Here is a 16993-nt window from a genome sequence, read left to right on the forward strand (position 1 = left end):
ATTACTCCCCTTTTTCGAATATACGGAACCCGCAAAACTCCATCATGGACCCTTCCCCTGGCTTGACCCTCGCAACAATATTCGCCGACTTCGGCATGATTCTTTTTGCTCTGATCCTGGTGTTGCTCAACGGCTTTTTCGTTGCGGCCGAATTTGCCATGGTCAAACTACGCTCGACACGAGTCGAAGCCATCGCCGATAAAAACGGCTGGCGCGGGCATATCCTGCGCACCGTTCACAGTCAGCTCGATGCCTACCTCTCGGCGTGCCAGCTGGGTATCACCCTCGCCTCCCTGGGCCTTGGCTGGGTCGGTGAACCCGCGTTCGCGCACATCCTCGAGCCGATGCTTGAAGCGGTTGGCGTGCAGTCGGCCGAAGTGATCAAAGGCGTATCGTTCTTCGCCGCGTTCTTCGTCATTTCGTACCTGCACATCGTGGTCGGCGAGCTGGCCCCGAAATCCTGGGCCATCCGCAAACCCGAGCTGCTGTCGCTGTGGACCGCCGTGCCGTTGTACCTGTTCTATTGGGCCATGTACCCCGCGATTTACCTGCTGAACGCCAGCGCCAACACCATCCTGCGGATCGCCGGCCAAGGTGAACCCGGCCCTCATCACGAGCACCATTACAGCCGTGAAGAACTGAAACTGATCCTGCACTCCAGCCGTGGCCAGGACCCAAGCGACCAAGGCATGCGTGTATTGGCCTCGGCCGTGGAAATGGGCGAGCTGGAAGTGGTCGACTGGGCCAACTCCCGGGAAGACCTGGTGACGCTGGAGTTCAACGCACCGCTGAAAGAAATTCTGGCGATGTTCCGTCGCCACAAGTTCAGCCGTTACCCGGTGTACGACAGCGACCGTCAGGAGTTCGTCGGTCTGCTGCACATCAAGGACCTGCTGCTGGAACTGGCGGCGCTGGATCACATTCCCGAATCGTTCAACCTGGCGGAACTGACCCGTCCGCTGGAGCGCGTGTCGCGGCACCTGCCGCTGTCGCAGCTGCTGGAACAGTTCCGCAAGGGCGGTTCGCACTTCGCCGTGGTGGAAGAGGCCGATGGCAACATCATCGGCTACCTGACCATGGAAGACGTGCTGGAAGTGCTGGTCGGCGACATTCAGGACGAACACCGCAAGGCCGAGCGCGGGATCCTCGCGTACCAGCCGGGCAAACTGCTGGTGCGCGGTGATACACCGCTGTTCAAGGTCGAACGCCTGTTGGGCATCGATCTGGATCACGTCGAAGCCGAAACCCTCGCAGGGCTGGTCTACGAAAGCCTGAAGCGGGTGCCGGAAGAGGAAGAAGTGCTGGAAGTCGAAGGTCTGCGGATCATTATCAAGAAGATGAAAGGGCCGAAGATCATATTGGCCAAGGTGTTGATGCTCGACTAAACCCAAAACCTGTAGGAGCCGAGCTTGGTCCGGGCGGCGCTCCGACGATGACGGCGTAATAGCGAACATCACCGTATCTGACACACCGCTATCGCGAGCAAGCTCGGCTCCTACAGGGATCGCAGTGTTCAATGTGAAACTGCCTCACGATCTCGTTGCCATCACTGCTTGCCCAACACAAAGTTGGGCAACACCCCCATCGATTGTTTGAACTGGTACGGAATCGACACCAGCCCCAGCCCCGTATTGCGCTGCACCACAAAGTGCAAGTGCGGCCCGGTGCTGTTGCCGGTATTGCCCGACAGCGCCAGCGCACTGCCCAACGACACCCGTTGCCCCTCGCGAACACAAACTGAACCTTGCTTGAGGTGCAGATACACGCCCATGGTCCCGTCATTGTGCAGCACCCGCACGAAATTACCCGACGGGTTGGTGCCACGCCCCGTTTGCCCGCTCTCGGTTTTCACCACCACCCCACCACGCGCAGCGATGATCGGCGTGCCTTCAGGCATGGCAATGTCTATGGCGAAGCGGTTCTTCGGACCGAAATGGCTGTACGCGCCATCGGCACCCTGGCTCACACGAAACGGACCGCCTCGCCAGGGGAACGGGTATCGGTAGGCCATGGCGGACCCTGAGGGGTTGCCCAAGGCATATTTGAACTTTGGGGTGTACACGAGCGGCCTTCCGACCTGAGTCGCGGTGAGCACCGCCACACGGACGCTGCTGCGCGCCGGCAAAACCTTGCGAATCGGTTTGCCCGGTGCGCCGCTGACGTTTTTCAACCCGGCGAAACTCAATCCGATCTCTACCGGCGCATACAGGTTATTGCGCACGTACACGCTGTGCACGCCCTCCTTCTTCATGAACACCAGGTACACCTGACGCTCAAGGTGCTCATCCATGCGATCACGAAAAACGAACACCTCTGAGCCTTTGGTGGGGCGGTCACTGTAGGTGACCACGCCATTGGCGTCGGTGGACTTGTAGACCGTCACGGCCATTGCCGAAGTGGCGGCCATGTACAGGCCACAGAAAAACAGCAGTCGCGCGAGCATGGGCAGATTCTGTCGAGTAGGGCCTTGGATTGAGCCTAGCAGCTGCAATGGACCGGGGTAGTCGGCAGATGTTTCAAAAATGGGCTGTTCAGCGGATGTGTGGTGTATTCAATGGCCCCATCGCGAGCAGGCTCGCTCCCACATTTTGAAATGCGTTCCAATGTGGGAGCGAGCCTGCTCGCGATGGCGGACTGTCAGGCGATGACGATTACGCGCCAGGAATGAAGTGCTTCTGCGCGGTACCACGAGCAATCAGGCGGGAGATGTAGTCGAGTTTCTGCGCATCCTGGTCCACAAAACGGAAGGTCAGTTGCAACCAGTCGCTGTCGGGTTTCGGCTCGTGGGCGACAACCGCATGCAGGTAACCGTTCAGACGAGCGATTTCAGCATTCTCGCCCTGCTCCAGGTCGAGCACAGCGCTGTCGAGTACTTGCGGCAGCGTGTCGGTGCGCTTAACCACCAGCAGCGCTTCCTTGATACTCAAGCCCTTGATCACACATTGCTGAATGCCGCTGGGCAGGCGCAGCTGACCTTGACCGCGACCGCTGGCAGGCGATGCGGCGGGCGCCACCTTGACCGCTGGGCTGTTGAGCAATCCACGAGATGGTGCGGCAGTTGGAGCAGGTGCGACCACGGCAGGTTTGCCACCTGTCAATGCACTCAGGGTATCGCCGCCGAAGGCCGAGTTCATTTTGGTCGGAGCGCCGCTCATCAGGGCGTCCAGTTTGCCGACCTTGTTCAGCGCCTGCTTGACCTTGGTCAGCAGTTGTTCGTTGGTGAACGGTTTGCTGACGTAGCCGGAAACGCCGGCCTGAATCGCCTGCACCACGTTCTCTTTGTCGCCACGGCTGGTCACCATCACGAAGGGCATGGTTTTGAGGTGGTCTTGCTCGCGGCACCAGGTCAGCAGTTCCAGGCCAGACATTTCCGGCATTTCCCAGTCGCACAGGACCAGGTCGAACGTTTCCTTGGCCAGCAGGGCCTGAGCCTTCCTGCCGTTGATGGCGTCTTCCGTGCGGATGCCCGGGAAGACGTTACGCAGGCATTTTTTTACCAGGTCACGAATGAACGCTGCATCGTCCACCACCAACACGCTGATCTTGCTCATCCACTATCCCTCGAAAAAATCCCGGCAAGCCTACCGTTTTGCTGATGGCACATCGCCAAAAACCTTCAGTCACGCCGGGACTTTTCGTTCGCGGGTGCTGCTTCTAACGTCGAAAACCACACACAAAAACGCCCGGCCAAAGGACCGGGCGTTTTTCTTGGGCAGTCTTACTTATCGTCAGCTTTGCCCGGAACATTAGCGGTTTCGCCGCTTGTTCCTTCAACTTCTTCTTTCATGCGTTTGAGGCCCAGGTGACGCACGTCGGTGCCGCGCACCAGGTAAATCACCAGTTCCGAGATATTGCGCGCGTGGTCGCCGATCCGCTCCAGCGAGCGCAGCACCCAAATGATGCTCAAGACCCGCGAGATAGAGCGTGGGTCTTCCATCATGTAGGTCGCCAGCTCACGCAGGGCGGTCTTGTATTCGCGGTCAATGATCTTGTCGTACTGCGCCACCGACAACGCCAGGTCGGCGTCGAAGCGGGCAAATGCGTCCAGTGCGTCACGCACCATGTTGCGCACCTGGTCGCCGATGTGACGAACCTCGACGTAACCGCGCGGCGCTTCGCCTTCTTCGCACAGCTGAATGGCGCGGCGGGCGATTTTGGTCGCTTCGTCACCGATGCGCTCAAGGTCGATCACCGACTTGGAGATGCTGATGATCAGACGCAAATCAGACGCCGCCGGCTGACGACGGGCCAGAATGCGCAGGCACTCTTCGTCGATGTTGCGTTCCATCTGGTTGATCTGGTCGTCGATCTCGCGAACCTGCTGGGCCAGACCGGAGTCGGCTTCGATCAGCGCGGTCACCGCGTCGTTGACCTGCTTTTCCACCAGCCCGCCCATGGCCAGGAGGTGGCTGCGCACTTCCTCCAGTTCGGCGTTGAATTGCGCGGAAATGTGGTGGGTAAGGCCTTCTTTACTAATCATGTTGGCGTCCTTGGAGCGTCCGGTAAGGTGCGGTGGGCCGCAGCGTCAGTTCAGTGAGCAACCAACCGCTTGCTAGCCGTAACGACCGGTGATGTAGTCTTCGGTCTGCTTCTTCGCCGGATTGGTGAACAGGGTGTCGGTGTCGCCGAATTCCACCAGTTTGCCCATGTACATGAACGCCGTGTAGTCGGAAACCCGCGCGGCCTGTTGCATGTTGTGGGTCACGATGACGATGGTGAATTTCGATTTCAGTTCGTAGATCAGCTCTTCGACTTTCAGCGTCGAGATCGGGTCGAGTGCCGAGCACGGTTCGTCGAGCAGCAGCACTTCCGGTTCTACGGCGATGGTCCGCGCGATCACCAGACGTTGCTGCTGACCACCGGACAGACCAAGTGCCGACTCATGCAGGCGGTCTTTGACTTCGTCCCACAGCGCCGCGCCTTTCAACGCCCACTCGACGGCTTCGTCGAGAGTGCGCTTCTTGTTGATGCCCTGGATGCGCAGGCCGTACACCACGTTTTCATAGATGGTTTTCGGGAACGGGTTCGGCTTCTGGAACACCATGCCGACGCGACGACGCAGCTCGGCCACGTCTTCGCCTTTGCGGTAGATGTTGTTGCCGTAGAGGTTGATCGCGCCTTCGACACGGCAGCCGTCAACCAGGTCGTTCATGCGGTTGAAGGTGCGCAGCAGCGTGGATTTACCGCAGCCGGACGGACCGATGAAGGCGGTCACGCGCTGTTTCGGGATGTTCATGCTGACGTCGTAAAGCGCTTGTTTTTCACCGTAGAACAGGCTCAGGCCCGGCACTTCAATGGCCACGGTTTCCTGTTCAAGACTCAGGCTCTGTTTGTCGCGACCCAACGCCGACATGTTGATGCCGTGGGTATGTGGTTCGTGCTGCATGGGAGGCTCCCTGTGCTAACAAATTCGGTTCGTTTTAACCCCTGGCCTGTTGTTCAGGCCAGCGGCTTACTCAAAATCTTTGTCTGGCGCCGGTCCCCTGTAGGAGCTGGCTTGCCAGCGAAGGCGTACTCACTGACGCCAAAGGCTTCGCTGGCAAGCCAGTTCCTACAGGGGACCGTGCCGACTTCAATCAGCTATCCAGCGCTTTGTATTTCTCGCGCAGGTGGTTTCGGATGTATACAGCCGACAGGTTGAGCGTGGCGATCACCAGCACCAACAACAGCGCCGTGGCGTACACCAGCGGCCGTGCGGCTTCGACGTTCGGGCTCTGGAAGCCGACGTCATAAATGTGGAAGCCCAGGTGCATGATCTTCTGATCGAGGTGAAGGTACGGGTAGTTGCCGTCCAGCGGCAGCGACGGCGCCAGTTTCACCACACCCACCAGCATCAACGGCGCTACTTCACCGGCGGCGCGCGCCACGGCGAGGATCATGCCGGTCATCATCGCCGGGCTGGCCATCGGCAGCACGATCTTCCACAAGGTTTCAGCCTTGGTCGCGCCGAGGGCCAACGAACCTTCACGCACGGTGCGAGGAATCCGCGCCAGACCTTCTTCGGTGGCCACGATCACCACCGGCACCGCCAGCAATGCCAGGGTCAGCGAGGCCCAGAGCAGACCCGGCGTACCGAAGGTCGGCGCCGGCAATGCTTCAGGGAAGAACAACCGGTCAACCGAGCCGCCCAGCACGTAGACGAAGAAGCCCAGACCGAACACGCCGTAAACGATGGCCGGTACACCTGCCAGGTTGTTCACGGCAATCCGGATAATCCGGGTCAACGCGTTCTGCTTGGCGTATTCACGCAGGTAGACCGCCGCCAGCACGCCGAATGGCGTCACGATCATCGCCATGATCAGCGTCATCATCACGGTGCCGAAAATCGCCGGGAAGATCCCGCCTTCGGTGTTCGCTTCACGCGGGTCGTCGCTGAGGAATTCCCAGATCTTGCTGAAGTAGAAGCCGATCTTGGTCATCGTGCCCATGGCATTCGGCTGGTAAGCGTGAACCACCTTGCCAATGCTGATTTCAATCTCTTTACCGTTCGCATCGCGGGCCGTGAGGCTGTCGCGGTTGAACTGGGCGTGCAAGTCATTCAGACGGGCTTCGATGTCTTGATAACGTGCATTCAGCTCAGCGCGTTCGGCATCCATGTCTGCTTGCGCAGCGGCGTCGAGGTGGCCGGCCAGTTCCAGTTTGCGGCCGTGCAGACGAATGCGCTCCAGACCCGCGTTGATTGCGCCGATGTCGACCTTTTCCAGGGTCTTGAGCTGTGCCGCAAGCTTGTTCACCCGATCAACACGCGCCTGCAGTTCCGGCCAGGCCGCTTCGCCTTCAGCGATGACTTTGCCGTCCTGTTTGACGTTGACCAGGTAACCGTAGAAGTTGCCCCATTCGCGACGCTCGATGGTCATCAACTCGGGTGGCGTCTTCTGGTTAGTCAGCCACTCGCCGACGATCCAGGTGAAGTCGTTGCCGTTCAAGTCACGGTTGCCAACCTTGATCAGCTCACGCGTCATGAACTCCGGGCCCTGATCGGGCACCGGCAGGCCAGCGCTTTTCAGGCGCTCACGCGGCACTTCTTCCTTCTGTACCACTTCACCAATGACCAGGTGATTGGCCTGGCCCGGCACGTCGTAGCTGGCGTGAATCAAATCCGCCGGCCAGAAGTGACCCAGACCGCGCACGGCAATCACGGCCAGCAGGCCAATGGTCATGATGACCGCGATGGACACCGCGCCACCGCTGATCCAGACGCCGGGGGCGCCGCTCTTGAACCATCCATTCAGGGAGTTCTGTTTCACAGACTTCTACCTTTCTTAAAGCGACGAGTATTTCTTGCGCAGACGCTGACGAATCAGTTCTGCGAGGGTGTTCATGACGAAGGTGAACAGCAGCAGCACCAGCGCCGAGAGGAACAGCACGCGGTAGTGGCTGCCGCCGACTTCCGACTCGGGCATTTCCACCGCGACGTTGGCAGCCAGTGTGCGCAGGCCTTCGAACAAGTTCATTTCCATGACCGGGGTGTTACCGGTGGCCATCAACACGATCATGGTTTCACCGACCGCACGGCCCATGCCGATCATCAACGCCGAGAAAATACCCGGGCTGGCGGTGAGAATCACCACGCGGGTCATGGTCTGCCACGGCGTGGCGCCAAGGGCCAGGGAACCGAGGGTCAAACCGCGAGGCACACTGAATACGGCGTCTTCGGCAATGGAGTAGATGTTCGGGATAACCGCGAAGCCCATGGCCAAACCAACCACCAGTGCGTTGCGCTGGTCGTAGGTGATGCCCAGGTCGTGGGAGATCCACATGCGCATGTCACCGCCGAAGAACCAGGTTTCCATGTACGGGCTCATATACAGCGACAGCCAGCCCACAAACAGAATCACTGGAATCAGGATCGCGCTTTCCCAGCCGTCCGGCACTTTCAGGCGGATCGATTCAGGCAGACGACTGAAGACGAAGCCCGCCACCAGAATGCCGATCGGCAGGAGCATCAGCAGGCTGAAGATGCCCGGCAAATGCCCTTCCACATACGGCGCAAGGAACAGGCCGGCGAAGAAGCCGAGGATCACCGTCGGCATCGCTTCCATCAGCTCGATCACCGGTTTCACCTTACGGCGCAAGCTCGGGGCCATGAAGTACGCGGTGTAAATCGCAGCAGCGACGGCCAGCGGTGCAGCCAAAAGCATGGCGTAGAACGCGGCCTTCAAGGTGCCGAAAGTCAGCGGAGACAAGCTCATCTTCGGTTCGAAGTCGGTATTGGCAGCGGTCGATTGCCAGACGTATTTAGGCTCGTCGTAGTTCTCGTACCAGACCTTGCTCCACAACGCGCTCCACGACACTTCCGGGTGCGGGTTGTCCAGCAGAAGCGGCTGAATCTTGCCGCCCGCTTCGACGATGATGCGGTTGGCGCGTGGCGACATGCCGAAAATGCCTTGGCCTTCCACGACCTGATCCACCAGCAAGGTGCGGTGAGCAGTACTGTGGAACACGCCAAGCTTGCCGGATGCGTCGAGGGCGACGAAGCCTTTGCGACGTTCTTCGGCGCTGATTTCAACAATCGGCGTGGTGCCCATCTGGAAGGTGCGAATCTGCTTCAGACGCTGCTCGCCATCGGGGTCGCGCGCCATGAACCACTGGGCCAGACCACCTTTGGAGTCGCCGAGGATCAGCGAGATACCGCCCACCAGTTGCGTACTGGCAGTGATTTGCGCATCGCCGTCTTCAAGCAGTTTGTAGCGACCGTTGAGGCTCTTGTCGCGCAGGCTGAACACGTCGGCCTGAGCACGTCCGTTAATCACGTACAGCCACTGCTGACGCGGGTCGACGAAGATGTTCTTCACCGGCTCGTTCATCTGCGGCAGGTCGATACGCTTCTGCTCGTTGGTGACTTCGCCAGTCATCATGTTTTCTTCGCTGGTCAGCGATAAAACATTGAGTTGCGAACCCGTGGCGCCGACGAGCATCAGTGTCGAATCGTTGGCATTGAGGCTGACATGCTCCAGCGCACCGCCGGCCTCGTTCAGCGTGATCGGGGTTTCGCCGTACGGGTATTCGATGGCCGGCGAGATGGTTTTCTTGCCGTCCGGGTAGCTGACTTTATACGTGTGACGGAACACCAGGGCCTGACCGTTGGACAAGCCTACCGCCACCAATGGATGTCCCGGTTGATCTTCACCGATGGAGGTCACGTGAGTGCCGGCCGGAACAAGCAGGTCGACGCGCTTGAGTTCAGCGCCACTGTCGATATCAAAGAACAGCGCCTGGCCCTTGTCGGAAACCCGCATGGCGACCTGGTTCTGTTCTTCGAGGGAGATCAACAACGGCTTGCCGGCGTCTTGCATCCAGGCTGGCGTGATGGCGTCCTTGGCAGTCAGGTCGGCACCCTGGAACAGTGGCGCAACGACGTAAGCGAGGAAGAAGAAGATCAACGTGATCGCGCCGAGAACGGCGAGGCCGCCCACGAGGACGTACCAGCGAGTCAGGCGATCTTTGAGCGCGCGAATGCGGCGCTTGCGTTGTAGCTCAGGCGTATTGAAATCAATTCGCTTGGGGGGATTCGTAGTCATGGTGGAATTGGCCAGATCATTCATGCGCACACCCTAGCGATCCTGTATGACAGAAAGATGACAATGCAGTGACGCAACAAATCCGCCGCCAGCGGGGACTGGCAGCAGACCGGAAATTTGGGGAGGCCGGGTCACCTGCGTGATGACCCTGACCTTGTAGGAGCAAGGCTTGCCCGCGATGGGAGCGACACGGTTTCAAAGGTGAAACGCGGCGCCCCCATCGCGAGCAAGCTCAGTTCCTACTGTGTTACTTTTTTGCGACTTCAGCGCCGCCTTCCGCAAGACCCAGGTCAGCCAGTGCTTTGGCAGCAACTTTGGCCGGCAGTGGGATGTAACCGTCTTTCACCACAACTTCCTGGCCCTGTTTGGACAGAACCAGTTTCACGAACTCGGCTTCCAGCGGCGCCAGAGGCTTGTTCGGGGCTTTGTTGACGTAGACGTAGAGGAAACGCGACAGCGGGTATTTGCCGTTCAGTGCGTTTTCTTCGGTGTCTTCGATGAAGTCAGTGCTGCCTTTCTTGGCCAGAGCCACAGTCTTCACGCTAGCGGTTTTGTAGCCGATGCCCGAATAACCGATGCCGTTCAGCGAGGAGCTGATCGACTGTACGACCGAAGCCGAACCTGGTTGTTCGTTGACGTTTGGCTTGTAGTCGCCTTTGCACAGGGCTTCTTCTTTGAAGTAGCCGTAGGTGCCGGATACCGAGTTACGGCCGAACAGTTGAACCGGCTTGTTGGCCAGGTCACCGGTCACGCCCAGGTCACCCCAGGTTTTGACGTCGGTTTTAGCGCCGCACAGACGAGTGGACGAGAAGATCGCGTCGACTTGTTCCATGGTCAGGTGCTGGATCGGGTTGTCTTTGTGCACGAACACAGCCAAGGCGTCCACGGCAACCGGGATAGCGGTTGGCTTGTAGCCGTACTTCTGCTCGAAGGCAGCCAGTTCGGTGTCCTTCATCTTGCGGCTCATCGGGCCCAGGTTAGAGGTGCCTTCAGTCAGCGCAGGTGGCGCAGTGGCGGAGCCAGCGGCCTGAATCTGGATGTTTACGTTCGGGTATTCTTTTTTGTAGTTCTCAGCCCAGAGGGTCATGAGGTTGGCCAGAGTATCGGAGCCGACGCTGGACAGGTTGCCCGACACACCAGTGGTCTTGGTGTAGCTCGGGATAGCAGGGTCAACAGCGGCGAACGCGTTGGCAGTCGCAACGCCAGCAGCGACAAAAGTCATTGCCGCCATCAAACGCTTCAGTTTCATGCCTTACTCCTAGCAGATAGGGTGTGTTAAGTCGGGGCCAAGTATCAGCAGGCCGTGTGAACACTCTATGGCTGAAATATGACAATTGGATGAAAGGCCATTATTCGATGTTTTGAAGGGATACCGCGTTATCGTTCTTCGCGGGTAAGCCCGCTCCCCCATTGGCTCTGCGCCCGAACACAGAATATGTGTCCAATTGAGTCAACTGTAGGAGCCGGCTTGCCGGCGAAAGCGTCAGTGCAGTCAATACAAAGAGCCGGCTTAACGCCCCTTCTTCCAGAGATAACCACCCACCACAATCCCGACCCCGCAAATGATCGCCACATAGTAGGCAGGCCCCATCGGGCTCTCCTTCAGCAGCAACGTCACCACCATCGGCGTCAAACCACCGAAAATCGCATAGGCCAGGTTGTAGGAGAACGACAGCCCGCTAAACCGCACCACTGCCGGGAAGGCTTTCACCATGACATACGGCACCGCGCCGATAGTGCCCACCAGCAAACCGGTCAAGGCGTACATCGGAAACAGCCAGTCCGGGTGATTGAACAGGCTGTGATAGAACGTCCATGAACTCAGCAGCAACGCGGCACTGCCAAACACAAACACGCGACCCGCACCAAAACGGTCAGCCAAAGCGCCGGACGCCACGCACCCAAGGCTCAGGAATACAATCGCCACGCTATTGGCCTGCAACGCGGTGGTCGGCGCGAAGTGGTAAACCGTCTGCAACACGGTCGGGGTCATCAGGATGACCACAATGATGCCGGCGGACAGCAGCCAGGTCAGCAGCATGGAAATCAGGATCGCCCCGCGATGGTCGCGCAGTACGGCGCGCAGCGGTACTTCTTCGGCCAGGGCTTTGCGCAGTTGCAGCTCGGCGAACACTGGGGTTTCGTGCAGCCAGCGGCGCAGGTAGACCGAGAACAGGCCAAACACGCCGCCCAGCAGGAACGGGATCCGCCAGGCGTAATCGGACACTTCCACCGGGGTATAAATGCTGTTGATCGCCGTGGCCACCAGCGAACCCAACAAGATGCCCGCCGTCAGACCGCTGGTCAGGGTGCCGCAGGCGTAGCCGATATGCCGTTGCGGGACGTGTTCGGAAACGAAGACCCACGCGCCCGGAACTTCACCGCCAATCGCCGCGCCCTGAATCACCCGCATCAGCAACAACAGAATCGGTGCCCACATGCCGATCTGCGCGTAAGTCGGCAGCAAACCCATGATCAGGGTCGGCACCGCCATCATGAAAATGCTCAGGGTGAACATCTTCTTGCGCCCCAACAGGTCCCCGAAGTGCGCCATGACGATGCCGCCCAACGGCCGCGCCAGGTAGCCGGCAGCGAAAATGCCAAAAGTCTGCATGAGGCGCAGCCACTCGGGCATATCCGCCGGGAAGAACAGTTTGCCGACCACCGTGGCGAAGAACACAAAGATGATGAAGTCGTAAAACTCCAGCGCACCGCCCAAGGCAGACAGCGATAAAGTCTTGTAATCGTTGCGGGTCAACGGACGTGCGGGCTGGTTCGGCTGCGCGATGCTCGAGGGCGCTGTGGTCATGGCAAGGGCTTCTCTTATAGTCGGATCTGCAACCCCAACAACGCTGGCGGAGGCTTGGGCAGGTCCGGCACGATAGCAAATTGTTCGAAAAAGCACATAGAGGTGCGTTTTTGACGGTCAAAATGAGAACCGGATGGTCGTCTCGGAGTCTACCGACCGATATACTGGCGATCTTGCAACACTTTGAAAGGATTGCTGTGCGAAGACGCTGCTGGCTCTACCAGTCGATTTCGCAGAGTTTCCCTTTAGGCGCCTTACGAGAAACGTGACGAACGTAGTATGTTCGGGCTGAATCGTTTTTCTTGAAAGCGGCTATTCACCTGAAGTACCAATGAAGAGTCACGGGTCAGAGGCCCCCCCGGCATGATAGAGCTCGAACAAGAAGATCCAATCCCGCAAGGCGACCTGGCCCTGCAAATCACCGCGCTCCCTCGCGAGACCAACGGCTTTGGCGATATTTTCGGCGGCTGGCTGGTGGCGCAAATGGATTTGGCCGGCACCGCCATGGCCAGCAAAGTCGCTGGCGGGCGCGTTGCCACCGTTGCGATCGACCGTATGGCGTTCCTGGTTCCAGTCGCGGTAGGCGCCCAGCTCTCCTTTTATACCCAGGCGCTGGAAATCGGCCGCAGCTCAATCAAGATGATGGTTGAGGTCTGGAGCGACGACCCGCTGTCCAGCGAGTGGCGTAAAGTGACTGAAGCCGTGTTTGTGTTCGTCGCCATCGACGGTAGCGGTCGCACCCGTTCGGTTCCGCCGCGCGCGCGTTAAACGCTGCGGGCGTTTTACGGTCCATTGCATCATTGTTCCCGATCGAGAGTTGTCCCATGAACACGCCCAACGTTGAAGCCGTGAAACTGGATGAACTGAACTGCTGGCGCATCCGCCACGGTCAGGCCGAATTGCTGGTCGCCCAGCAAGGCGCGCACATCCTCAGTTATCAATTGGCCGGCCAACCGCCGCTGATCTGGCTCAACGACGAGGCGGTGTTCAAGGCCGGCAAAAGCATCCGCGCCGGCGTGCCAGTGTGCTGGCCGTGGTTCGGCAACCTTGCACGCAATCCGCAGAGCGTTCAGGCGATGCGTGTCAGCGACGAAGCGCCAAGCGCCCACGGTTTTGTCCGGGCGATGGATTGGGAGCTGGGCGGCATCGAAGCCGAAGGCGAAAGCCTCAAGGTGGAATTTGTCCTGCCCTACCCTGAAGGTGGCTTTGCGGGCTGGCCGCATCAGGTGGATTTGAAGCTGAGCATTCGTCTGGATGAGCAACTGCATATCAGCCTGACCAGCCATAACCAGGGCACTGACACCGTCACCCTCAGCCAGGCGCTGCACAGCTATTTCGCAGTCAGCGATGTGCGCAATGTGCACGTTGAAGGGCTGGATGGCTTGAGCTACATCGAGACGCTGGATGACTGGAAAACCGTCACCCAGACCGGTGATTTGCAGTTTACCGGCGAGACCGATCGCATCTACCTTAATACGCCGACAACGCTGAGCATCGTCGATCCAGCGTGGGAGCGGCGCATCGAGCTGACCAGCAGCGGATCGCGCGCGGCGGTGATCTGGAACCCGTGGATCGAGCGTGCAGCGGCGTTCAGCGATATGGCTGACGATGGCTGGCAGCGCATGCTGTGCATTGAAACGGCGAATGTGATGGGTGATGTGGTGACATTGGCGCCAGGTGCCAGTCATACCCTCGGCGTCAGCATCGGCAGCAAATCCCTCTAAAAGCTTCGCGGGCAAGCCTCGCTCCTACAGGACGGTGAGTAATTGTAGGAGTGAGGCTTGCCCGCGATTGGTTTTACCTGACGCTTACAAATCCGATTCTTTTACTACCCGAACCTTCGCCGCATCCAGCGCATACGCCGCATCGGCCAGGTCGTTGTTGACCTTCTCGATCTTCAACGTGCCGGTCACCCACAGCGGCGTGTAGATGTCATCCAGCTTCAACCCCTTCGGATACCGCACCAGCACCAACTGATTGGGCGGCGGTGGCGGCACGTGGATGCACGCGCCGGGATACGGCACAAGGAAGAACAGCGTACTGCGGCCTTTCGCGTCGGACTCCAGCGGAACCGGATAACCACCGATGCGGATGTTCTTGTCGTTCATCGACGGCACGGTTTTGGTCGAGTACATCACCGCCGGCAAGCCCTTGCTCTGCTTCATGCCACCCTTTGCGGTAAAGGTGCCATCGCCTTCGGGCGTGTTGTGGTCGATTTCGGGCATGGCTTCCAGGGCTTTTTGGTCCGACTTGGGCATCAGTTCGAGCCAGTCGGTTTCCGGCAGTTCGCCGGCATGGGCCAAACCACTGCCCAGTAAAAGGAGAGTCAACAGAAGACGGCGCATTGAGGTGCTCGGTAAAGGAAGGGCGAAAAATCGCCGAGCATTCTAGCCCTCTCTGCATGCGGCGCAGAGGGGGCTTTGTCGCTTCGGATCAGTTCTTTTTGATCAGGCCGTAGATCACCAGCAACACCACGGCGCCCACCAGCGCGCCGATAAAGCCCGCGCCTTCGCCCGCATGGTAGATGCCCAGAGCCTGGCCGCCATAAGTGGCCGCCAGCGAACCGCCGATACCGAGCAGGATGGTCAAGATCCAGCCCATGTTGTCATCGCCCGGTTTCAGGAACCGAGCCAGCAGGCCGACGATCAAGCCGATAAAGATGGTTCCAATAATTCCCATGGCATTTCCCTCTGATTGATTTGGCGTGTCCTGTCTCACCAATAATGTTTCTCTTTTGACGAGTGGCTGTTGTTGCCAGGCAAGGCGCCGCGACGAGTCATAGCTGGCTATGGCGAGGAGCGGCAACGCAGCATGGCGACAACAGACGCCGTCAAAAAGGAACAGTATTGGTGAGACAGGACACCTAGCCCAAAGCCTAGTCAGACTTTGGCATCCTGCCATGAGAGAACGGCGGCACCTGAATGGTTCCGCCGCTGCCACATGAAACTATTCGGCGATGAGCGCTTCGACCTTGAGGATCTGCTGCTCTAGCGTGGCCTTGTCAGCGCAGCGCAAGTTGGCGTGACCGACCTTGCGACCGGCCTTGAACGCCTTGCCGTAGTGGTGCAGATGGCAATCGGCAATCGCGATCACCTTCTCAACCGGCGGTACAACGCCGATGAAGTTGAGCATCGCGCTTTCGCCGACCTTGGCCGTCGAACCCAACGGCAAACCGGCAACGGCCCGCAGGTGGTTTTCGAACTGGCTGCACTCGGCGCCTTCGGTGGTCCAGTGGCCGGAGTTGTGCACGCGCGGGGCGATTTCGTTGGCCTTGAGGCCACCGTCGACTTCAAAGAACTCGAACGCCATGACGCCGACATAATTCAGCTGCTTGAGCACGCGGCTGGAATAGTCCTCCGCCAGGGCTTGCAGCGGGTGGTCGGTGCTGGCCACGGACAACTTGAGGATGCCGCTGTCGTGGGTGTTGTGAACCAGCGGATAGAACCGGGTTTCACCATCACGAGCGCGCACGGCGATCAGCGACACTTCACCGGTGAACGGCACGAAGCCTTCCAGCAGGCAGGCAACGCTGCCCAACTCGGCGAAAGTGCCGACCACATCTTCAGGTTTGCGCAGGACTTTCTGGCCCTTGCCGTCGTAACCCAAGGTGCGGGTTTTCAGCACGGCCGGCAGACCGATGGAGGCGACTGCGGCGTCCAGATCGGCTTGCGACTGAATGTCGGCGAACGCCGGGGTCGGAATCCCCAGGTCCTTGAACATGCTCTTTTCGAACCAGCGATCACGAGCGATGCGCAGGGCTTCGGCGCTCGGGTAAACCGGAACGAATTGCGACAGAAACGCCACGGTTTCGGCCGGGACGCTTTCGAACTCGAAGGTCACCAGATCGACTTCATCGGCCAGTTGACGCAGGTGGTCCTGATCGCCGTAATCGGCCCGCAGGTGTTCGCCCAACGCGGCTGCGCAAGCATCCGGCGCGGGGTCCAGGAAAGCGAAACTCATACCCAGCGGGGTGCCCGCCAGCGCCAACATGCGACCCAACTGGCCGCCACCGATTACACCGATCTTCATCGTCAACAACCTCAGGCGATGCGTGGGTCTGGATTGTCCAGCACGCTGTCTGTCTGCTCAGCGCGGAACGTTTTCAGCACGTCGTGGAACTGCGGGTACTTGGCGCCCAGGATGCTCGCCGACAGCAGCGCGGCGTTGATCGCGCCAGCCTTGCCGATGGCCAGGGTCGCAACCGGGATGCCAGCCGGCATCTGCACGATGGAAAGCAGCGAATCGACGCCGGACAGCATCGCCGACTGCACCGGCACGCCCAGCACCGGCAGGTGGGTCTTGGCCGCACACATGCCAGGCAAGTGGGCCGCGCCACCGGCCCCGGCGATGATGACCTCGATGCCACGCGCCTCGGCTTCTTCAGCGTACTGGAACAGCAGGTCCGGGGTACGGTGGGCAGAGACCACTTTCACCTCGTAAGGGATGCCGAGCTTTTCCAGCATATCGGCGGTGTGGCTAAGGGTGGACCAATCGGACTTGGAGCCCATGATCACGCCAACCAGTGCACTCATCGTCGTGCCTCTTCTCTCTGGGCGCCCGCAGGCGCGTCAAAAAACAACAAGCCACGCAGGATGCGTGGCTTGATTGTACGAATTATGGCCGGGCGAACCGGCCGAAGGCCGCGCAGTATACCGTAATGACG

At 59.4% G+C, this 16993-nt stretch carries 15 protein-coding genes; 3 read left to right on the top strand and 12 right to left on the bottom strand.

The features are described 5' to 3' along the window. The first annotated feature begins 44 nt into the window (after positions 1-44). On the top strand, positions 45-1385 hold the full coding sequence (locus tag ACA048_RS29015) for a hemolysin family protein (RefSeq protein ID WP_123433151.1): 1341 nt from the start codon (positions 45-47) through the stop codon (positions 1383-1385). Between the two features lie 161 nt (positions 1386-1546). Here ACA048_RS29015 and ACA048_RS29020 read toward each other — a convergent pair whose 3' ends face one another. The 8 genes from ACA048_RS29020 to ACA048_RS29055 all read right to left on the bottom strand — a co-directional run bounded on the left by ACA048_RS29020 (position 1547) and on the right by ACA048_RS29055 (position 12330). After that, positions 1547-2443: a peptidoglycan DD-metalloendopeptidase family protein gene (locus ACA048_RS29020; RefSeq protein ID WP_497627304.1), complete on the bottom strand. Its 897-nt coding sequence runs from the start codon at positions 2441-2443 to the stop codon at positions 1547-1549. A gap of 208 nt (positions 2444-2651) precedes the next feature. Next, entirely contained in the window at positions 2652-3551 is a 900-nt protein-coding gene (locus tag ACA048_RS29025; RefSeq protein WP_497627305.1) for a response regulator, read from the bottom strand. A gap of 167 nt (positions 3552-3718) precedes the next feature. Continuing rightward, a complete protein-coding gene (gene phoU / locus ACA048_RS29030) occupies positions 3719-4480 on the bottom strand; it encodes a phosphate signaling complex protein PhoU (protein WP_008150055.1) in 762 nt (253 codons plus the stop codon). Positions 4481-4552: 72 nt separating this feature from the next. Next, positions 4553-5386 (bottom strand): phosphate ABC transporter ATP-binding protein PstB, encoded by an 834-nt coding sequence (gene pstB / locus ACA048_RS29035; RefSeq protein ID WP_497627306.1) that lies wholly within the window; start codon positions 5384-5386, stop codon positions 4553-4555. 190 nt (positions 5387-5576) lie between these two features. Continuing rightward, complete coding sequence (gene pstA, locus ACA048_RS29040) at positions 5577-7247, bottom strand: phosphate ABC transporter permease PstA (RefSeq protein ID WP_497627307.1); 1671 nt, start codon at positions 7245-7247, stop codon at positions 5577-5579. A 15-nt stretch (positions 7248-7262) separates the two neighbouring features. Continuing rightward, positions 7263-9545 (bottom strand): ABC transporter permease subunit, encoded by a 2283-nt coding sequence (locus tag ACA048_RS29045; protein WP_497627308.1) that lies wholly within the window; start codon positions 9543-9545, stop codon positions 7263-7265. Between the two features lie 223 nt (positions 9546-9768). Further along, positions 9769-10770 carry a phosphate ABC transporter substrate-binding protein PstS gene (locus tag ACA048_RS29050; RefSeq protein ID WP_477795543.1) on the bottom strand — a complete coding sequence of 334 codons (1002 nt, stop codon included), beginning with the start codon at positions 10768-10770 and terminating at the stop codon, positions 9769-9771. A 261-nt stretch (positions 10771-11031) separates the two neighbouring features. Next, on the bottom strand, positions 11032-12330 hold the full coding sequence (locus ACA048_RS29055; RefSeq protein WP_497627309.1) for an MFS transporter: 1299 nt from the start codon (positions 12328-12330) through the stop codon (positions 11032-11034). 363 nt (positions 12331-12693) lie between these two features. On the opposite strand from ACA048_RS29055, the gene ACA048_RS29060 reads away from it, so the two are divergent. Together ACA048_RS29060 and ACA048_RS29065 are read left to right on the top strand one after the other, a co-directional pair. Further along, entirely contained in the window at positions 12694-13098 is a 405-nt protein-coding gene (locus ACA048_RS29060) for an acyl-CoA thioesterase (RefSeq protein ID WP_007942704.1), read from the top strand. A gap of 56 nt (positions 13099-13154) precedes the next feature. Beyond that, positions 13155-14054: a D-hexose-6-phosphate mutarotase gene (locus ACA048_RS29065; protein ID WP_497627310.1), complete on the top strand. Its 900-nt coding sequence runs from the start codon at positions 13155-13157 to the stop codon at positions 14052-14054. Between the two features lie 84 nt (positions 14055-14138). On the opposite strand, the gene ACA048_RS29070 is transcribed toward ACA048_RS29065, so the two are convergent. The 4 genes from ACA048_RS29070 to purE all read right to left on the bottom strand — a co-directional run bounded on the left by ACA048_RS29070 (position 14139) and on the right by purE (position 16862). Beyond that, the gene (locus ACA048_RS29070) at positions 14139-14675 is read right to left on the bottom strand and encodes a DUF3299 domain-containing protein (RefSeq protein ID WP_497627311.1); all 537 of its coding nucleotides are present in this window, start codon (positions 14673-14675) and stop codon (positions 14139-14141) included. Positions 14676-14763: 88 nt separating this feature from the next. After that, positions 14764-15009 carry a GlsB/YeaQ/YmgE family stress response membrane protein gene (locus tag ACA048_RS29075; protein WP_497627312.1) on the bottom strand — a complete coding sequence of 82 codons (246 nt, stop codon included), beginning with the start codon at positions 15007-15009 and terminating at the stop codon, positions 14764-14766. Positions 15010-15276: 267 nt separating this feature from the next. After that, positions 15277-16359 (bottom strand): 5-(carboxyamino)imidazole ribonucleotide synthase, encoded by a 1083-nt coding sequence (locus tag ACA048_RS29080; RefSeq protein WP_497627313.1) that lies wholly within the window; start codon positions 16357-16359, stop codon positions 15277-15279. An 11-nt stretch (positions 16360-16370) separates the two neighbouring features. Next, positions 16371-16862 carry a 5-(carboxyamino)imidazole ribonucleotide mutase gene (gene purE, locus ACA048_RS29085; protein WP_497627314.1) on the bottom strand — a complete coding sequence of 164 codons (492 nt, stop codon included), beginning with the start codon at positions 16860-16862 and terminating at the stop codon, positions 16371-16373. Positions 16863-16993: the final 131 nt, after the last annotated feature.

This window comes from Pseudomonas sp. LBUM1659 (genome assembly GCF_059716045.1).